The organism is Actinomadura miaoliensis (assembly GCF_039536785.1).
GTDB classification, from domain to species: Bacteria; Actinomycetota; Actinomycetes; order Streptosporangiales; family Streptosporangiaceae; genus Spirillospora; species Spirillospora miaoliensis.
Genome location: NZ_BAAAZG010000086.1, coordinates 70,538 through 76,443, shown reverse-complemented (window position 1 = coordinate 76,443; position 5,906 = coordinate 70,538). Strand labels below are relative to the sequence as shown.

The following is a 5,906-nucleotide window of genomic DNA, read 5'->3' as shown; positions in this document are numbered from 1 at the left end:
CGCCGCGCCGGCGCGCGCGGAGGCCCCGGCGGCGCAGTCCAAGCGTCCGCCGTCGTCGCCGCTGGCGCGCAGGCTGGCCCGCGACCACGGCATCGACCTGGCCACGCTGTCGGGCAGCGGTCCGGGCGGACGGATCGTCCGCGCCGACATCGAGGCCGCGATCCGCGCGGGCGGGACCGCGCAGGCCCCGGCGCAGCAGGCCCCCGCCCAGCAGGCCGCCCCGGCGGCCGCGCAGCAGGCGGCGCCCGCCCAGGCCGGGCCGCAGGCCGACAGCGAGGACGTCGAGGTCGTCCCGCTCAACCGGTTCCGCAAGGTCGCGGCCCGCAGGCTCACCGAGAGCAAGCGCAACGCGCCGCACTTCTACCTCAACCGCGAGGTGGACGCGGCCAAGCTGGTGGAGTTCCGCGCCACGCTGAACGAGGCGCTGGCCCCCGCCAAGGTCAGCGTGAACGACCTGGTGGTGAAGGCGTGCGCCACCGCGCTGCGCGAGTTCCCCGAGGTGAACGTGTCGTTCACCGAGGAGAACCTGCTGGTGCACAAGCGGGTGCACGTCGGCGTCGCGGTGGCGGTGGACGACGGCCTGGTCGTCCCGGTGATCCGGGACGCCGACCGCAAGAGCGTCTCGCAGATCGGCGCCGAGACCCGCGAGCTGGCGGGCCGGGCCCGCGAGGGCAGGCTGACCCCGCAGGAGATGAGCGGCGGCACGTTCAGCGTCAGCAACCTGGGCATGTTCGGCGTGGACAGCTTCTCGGCCGTCATCAACCCGCCGGAGGCCGCGATCCTGGCGGTCGGCGCGGTGCGGGACGAGCCGGTGGTGCGCGACGGGCAGATCGTGCCGGGCAAGCGCATGGCGGTGACGCTGTCGGTGGACCACCGCGCCTGCGACGGCGCGACGGGCGCCCGCTTCCTCGCCCGCCTGGTCGAGCTGCTGGAGAACCCGCTGCTGATCGTCGCCTGACGGACGGACACGAGAGGATCGCCTGACCCCGGGGCCGAGGGGTCAGGCGATCCTCGTTTCCGGGACCGCCGCGGGCACGCCTCCCCGAGAGTCACCCGCGTGCCGGCGGCGTCCCGGAGCCGGGCGGGGACCGGACTCCGGCCCGCGGTCAGGCCGGGGCCACGGCCCGGCCGGTGGACGGCGAGATCATCCCGGCGCACAGGCCGCGGCCGCGCAGGTTCGCGGCGATCTGCGGGATCGCCGCGACCGTGGTCGCGTACGCGTCGTGCATGAGGATGACCTGGCCGTTCCGCAGTTGCGCGGCCGCCTGGACGATCTGCGCGGTGCTCGCGCCCGCCCAGTCGCGGGAGTCGACGTCCCACAGCACCTGGGTGAGGCCGAGCCGCCGCGCGACGCCCGCCACCGTGGCGTTGGTCTCGCCGTACGGCGGCCGGAACAGCACCGGCGCGGTGCCGGTGGCCTGCTGGACGGCCTGCTGGGTGCGCTGCAGCTCGGACTGGATCTGCGGGTCGCTCATCTGCCCGAGATGCGGGTGGGTGTAGGTGTGGTTGCCGACCCACATGCCCGCGTCCCGCTGCGCCCGGACCAGGGCCGGGTTGTTCTGCGCGTTCTGCCCGATGTTGAACATCGTGGCGCGCAGGCCGTTGGTCCTCAGCGCGTTCAGCAGCGTGGTGGTGTTGCTCGGATTGGGGCCGTCGTCGAACGTCAGCCCCACGTATCCGGCGGCGCAGTCGGCGACCGTCCCGGCGGTGGCCGGGCCGGCGGTGGCGGCCGTCGTGGCGGCCACCGCCAGCCCGGCGCCGAGGACGGCGACGGCCCGCGCGTACCGGCGTGCGATGTTCTCGCTCATCGGCGTCCGTTCTCCCTGGTGCGGTGGGTCAGCCGACCGCGCAGCTCACCGACGGCCAGTTCCAGTTGCCGTTGTGCTGGATGGTGAAGCCGAAGGTGTTGCCGTTGCCGTTGGGCCGCATCGTCATCACGTTGCCGCTGGAGTCCCAGGTCGGGGACCCGTTCCAGGTCGCGATGACCTTCTGCGGGCTCTGCACGCGGACCGTGACGACCCAGTTGCTCGTTCCCGACACCGCGACCGACAGGTTGAAGCGGTCGCTCCACTGCTGGCCGGCGCTGATCGTCGCGGTGCAGCTTTCGCCGGGCGGCGTGGTGGGGTCGCCGCCGCCGGGCGGGTTTCCGGTGGAGCCGTTCAGGGCCGCCAGGACGGCGTCGTAGGCGGGCTTCTTGTTGTAGTTCCTGTCGAACAGCAGCGGGGTGCCGCTGGAGCGCCAGGAGTAGTGGTCCGGGATGCCCCACACGGTGATGCCCGTGCAGCGGGACACCGCCAGGCACGCCTGCACGACCCGGCGGTAGTTGTCGGCCTGCGCGCTGCCGGAGCCCTCGATGTCCAGCTCGGTGATCTGCACGTCCACCCCGAGCGCGGCGAACTGCTGGATGTTCTGCTGGTAGTTGGACGGCACCGGGGACTGGGAGTTGAAGTGCGACTGCAGGCCCACGCAGTCGATCGGCACGCCGCGCGACTTGAAGTCGCGGACCATGTTGTAGACGGCCCGGGTCTTGGCGGCGTTGGCGTCGTCGATGTTGTAGTCGTTGTAGCAGAGTTTGGCGCCGGAGTCGGCGGCGCGGGCGGTGCGGAACGCCTCCTCGATGTACCCGTCGCCGAGGCGCTGCTGGAAGACCGACTGGCGCCGCGCGCCGCTGCTGCCGTCCTGGAACGCCTCGTTCACCACGTCCCAGGAATGGATCTTGCCCCGGTAGTGGCCCATCACCTGGTTGATGTGGTTGTTCATCGCCGAACGCACGTCGTTCGCCGACGACAGGCCGCTCACCCAGCCGGGCAGCTGCGAATGCCACACCAGCGTGTGCCCGCGGATCTTCATGCCGCGGCCCTGCGCGTGGCTGACGATGCGGTCGGCGTTGCCGAAGCTGAACGATCCCCGGGACGGCTCGGTGGCGTCCCATTTCATCTCGTTCTCGGGGGTGACGGAGTTGAACTCGCGGTTGAGCACGGTGACGTACTGGGACTCGCCGAGGTGGTTGGCGGCGACCGCGGCGCCGAAGTAGCGGCCGCTCTGCGCGGCCGCCTCGCCGAGCGTGCTCGCCGCCGCGCCGGCGGACGAGGACAACGCCGCCGCGACGCCCATCGCCAGGACGCCCGCGACGCCTGTCGCGAGCGCGTTTCGGATGACGCCTCTCTTCATGTGCGTTCCCTTCTGGAACGGGGTGGGGGCGGGAACACCCGGGCTCCGAAACGGACCGGCCCTGCCCGGGGAGGCTCATTCTGAATTCCGCCGCCAAATACGTCAACAGGGCGCTGAAACTTTCCTGCTCATTACACCTGCAAAGCGCCGGTACGCTGGCTCACATTACTCCGGAAAGATGTCTCCGAAACTTTCGGGAAACGGCGAAAGTTTCGAAGTCGGCGAAACTTTCGCCGGCATGCGAAACTTTCGCCTGTCCCGCCGAATATGGCGCCGTCTTCCGAAGAACGGCCAATGTGCTCGCTTTGGACGGCCGCCGCGCCGGGGCGGTCACCGGGGCGGCAGCACGAGCACCGCCGACACCGCCCGGTGGTCGGTGCCCGGCACGCGGTGGACGCCCGACGCACGCACCCCGACGCGCTCGTCGGCCAGCACATGGTCCAGCGTCACGGGCGGCATGCCGGGCGGATGCGGGCCGATCGCCGGCCAGGTCCACCGCAGGCCGTCGCCGGTGGCGTCGGCCGCGTCCCGGTACCCGGAGCGCAGCAGCCGCCGCAGCTCGGCGTGGTCGAGCGTGGCGTTGAAGTCCCCGGCCAGGACGCGCACCGGGCCCCGTCCGGACGGGCGGGGCAGCGCGCGCAGCCCGTCCCGCCAGCAGCGCGCCATCCCGGGATGGGACGGCGCGCACGGATGCACCGACACGACCTCCACCGGCGGCCCGCCCGGCACCTGGACCATGGCCCTGACCTGCCGGAACCCGACGGCGATCGCCGGCCGCCCGCTGAGCGGGAAACGCGAGTACAGCCCCGAGCCGGCGCCGCCCGGCAGCGGTGCGACCACCCTGTGCGGCAGCACCCGCGACAGGCCCGCCCGGTCGAGCGCGGCCATCGCCTGGGGCGTCAGCTCCTGGACCGTGAGCACGTCGGCGCGGGTGCGTCGCGCCAGGTCCACGACGTGCTGGGGGGACGCCCGCCCGTACAGCACGTTGGCGGCGAGCACGCGCACCACCGGGCCGCGCGCGTCCGGGTCTCCGTCGGGCACGGCGCGCGGCACCACGGCCACCGCGAACGCGCACGCGACCAGGACCCCGGCCACCGCCGTCCCCCGGCGGCGGAGCACGAACGCGAGCACCGGCACGACGGGTGAGGCGGCGGCCACGTACGGGGTGAAGGCCACCAGCTGCCCCCACCTGAACGCGGGTTGCCAGCCGCCCCACCGCAGGACGGCCCACACCGCGAACGGCGCCCACGCCGCCCACAACACGGCGCTCACCCACCACCGGCGTCCACCGGCTTGCCCGGCGGCCGCCTCCGGCCTGCTGATCGTCTCCACGGGCGCCCCGCCGTCATCGCTCATGCCGGTTTCGACGTGTGTGACGATCATCGTGTTCACCGGAACGGGCGCCGCGCATTATCGTCGTCGCGACCATTTGTATCGCCAGGGAGGCGCCGTGACCGTGCACGTTCCGCTGGGGCCGTTGCTGGAGCCCGCGTTCCATCTGGGCTCGGTGCCCACCACGTGGGCCGAGCTGCTGGGCTTCGCCACCGGCGCGGTCAACGTGTGGCTGGTCGTCCGGCAGAACATCCTCAACTGGCCGATCGGCATCGCCAACGTGGTCCTGCTCGGGCTGGTGTTCCTGGACGGCGGGCTGTACGCCGACGCCGGGCTGCAGATCGTCTACGTGGGGTTGCAGGCGTACGGCTGGTGGATGTGGCTGTACGGCGGGGAGGGCCGCGACGCGCTGCCGGTCACCCGCACGTCCCGCGAGGAGTGGGTCGCCCTGCTGGCGGCGGGCGCGGCGGGAACGGCGCTGCTGGTGTGGGTGCTCACCGCCTGGACCGACTCGACGGTGCCGTTCTGGGACGCGCTCACGACCGCGCTGTCGCTGATGGCGGTGTACGGGCAGTCGCGCAAGCTGCTGGAGTCGTGGTGGATCTGGATCGCCGCCGACCTGGTGTACATCCCGCTGTACTGGTACAAGGACCTCAAGCTCACCAGCGCCCTGTACGTGGTGTTCCTGTCGCTGTGCGTGGCGGGGCTGGCCTCCTGGCAGCGTGACTGGAGGACCGCGCGGGCCGTCCCGGGCACGGCATGACGTCCGGGCACGGTATGACGTTCGGGCACGGGCTGGTGATCGGCAAGTTCTATCCGCCGCACGCCGGCCATCACCACCTGATCGACACCGCGGCGGCGGCGTGCGCGCGGCTCACCGTGGTCGTGGCCGCGTCGACCGTGGAGAGCATCCCGCTGGCGCTGCGCACGGCGTGGTTGCGGGAGGCGCATCCGCAGCCGCACGTGCGGGTGGTGCCGGTGGTGGACGACGCCGAGATCGACTACGGGTCGGACGAGGTCTGGGCGCTGCACGTCGACGCCTTCCGCTCCGGGCTGGCGCTGGAACCGGACGCTCCCCCGGTCGACGCGGTGTTCTCCTCCGAGGCGTACGGGGACGAGCTGGCGCGCCGGTTCGGCGCCGTCCACGTCCCGGTGGACCCGCCACGCGAGCGCTTCCCGGTCAGCGGCACCGCCGTCCGCGAGGACCCGGTCGCCGCGTGGCCGTGGCTCGCGCCGCCGGTCCGGGCGTACCTGGCGCGCCGGGTCGTGGTGGTGGGCGCGGAGTCGTCCGGCACCACCACGCTGGCCCGCGCGCTGGCGGCGCACTACGCCGGGCGCGGCGGCGTGTGGGCGGCGACGCGGTGGGTGCCCGAGTACGGGCGCACCTACTGCGAGGAGAAGCT

6 protein-coding genes are annotated in these 5,906 nt (G+C 72.8%); 3 read left to right on the top strand and 3 right to left on the bottom strand.

Annotated features, from left to right (window positions below):
• On the top strand, positions 1–958 hold a 958-nt coding region (locus ABD811_RS42965), incomplete at its 5' end, for a dihydrolipoamide acetyltransferase family protein (RefSeq protein WP_344959400.1).
• Positions 959–1,106: 148 nt separating this feature from the next.
• Here the strand turns inward: ABD811_RS42965 and ABD811_RS42960 are convergent.
• The 3 genes from ABD811_RS42960 to ABD811_RS42950 form a co-directional block, all read right to left on the bottom strand.
• On the bottom strand, positions 1,107–1,808 hold the full coding sequence (locus ABD811_RS42960; RefSeq protein WP_344959399.1) for a polysaccharide deacetylase family protein: 702 nt from the start codon (positions 1,806–1,808) through the stop codon (positions 1,107–1,109).
• A gap of 28 nt (positions 1,809–1,836) precedes the next feature.
• Positions 1,837–3,171 (bottom strand): glycoside hydrolase family 10 protein, encoded by a 1,335-nt coding sequence (locus ABD811_RS42955; protein ID WP_344959397.1) that lies wholly within the window; start codon positions 3,169–3,171, stop codon positions 1,837–1,839.
• 330 nt (positions 3,172–3,501) lie between these two features.
• Complete coding sequence (locus ABD811_RS42950; RefSeq protein ID WP_344959395.1) at positions 3,502–4,554, bottom strand: endonuclease/exonuclease/phosphatase family protein; 1,053 nt, start codon at positions 4,552–4,554, stop codon at positions 3,502–3,504.
• 67 nt (positions 4,555–4,621) lie between these two features.
• On the opposite strand from ABD811_RS42950, the gene pnuC reads away from it, so the two are divergent.
• Both pnuC and ABD811_RS42940 read left to right on the top strand, forming a co-directional pair.
• Complete coding sequence (gene pnuC / locus ABD811_RS42945; protein WP_344959393.1) at positions 4,622–5,266, top strand: nicotinamide riboside transporter PnuC; 645 nt, start codon at positions 4,622–4,624, stop codon at positions 5,264–5,266.
• Positions 5,263–5,906, top strand: a 644-nt coding sequence (locus ABD811_RS42940) for an AAA family ATPase (RefSeq protein WP_344959410.1), incomplete at its 3' end; no start/stop codon positions are given. The genes pnuC and ABD811_RS42940, both read left to right, overlap by 4 nt.

Coding starts and splice junctions, on each gene's coding strand:
- ABD811_RS42960 (WP_344959399.1), bottom strand. CDS start 1,808: ATGAGCGAGAACATCGCACGCCGGTACGCGCGGGCCGTCGCCGTCCTC.
- ABD811_RS42955 (WP_344959397.1), bottom strand. CDS start 3,171: ATGAAGAGAGGCGTCATCCGAAACGCGCTCGCGACAGGCGTCGCGGGC.
- ABD811_RS42950 (WP_344959395.1), bottom strand. CDS start 4,554: ATGATCGTCACACACGTCGAAACCGGCATGAGCGATGACGGCGGGGCG.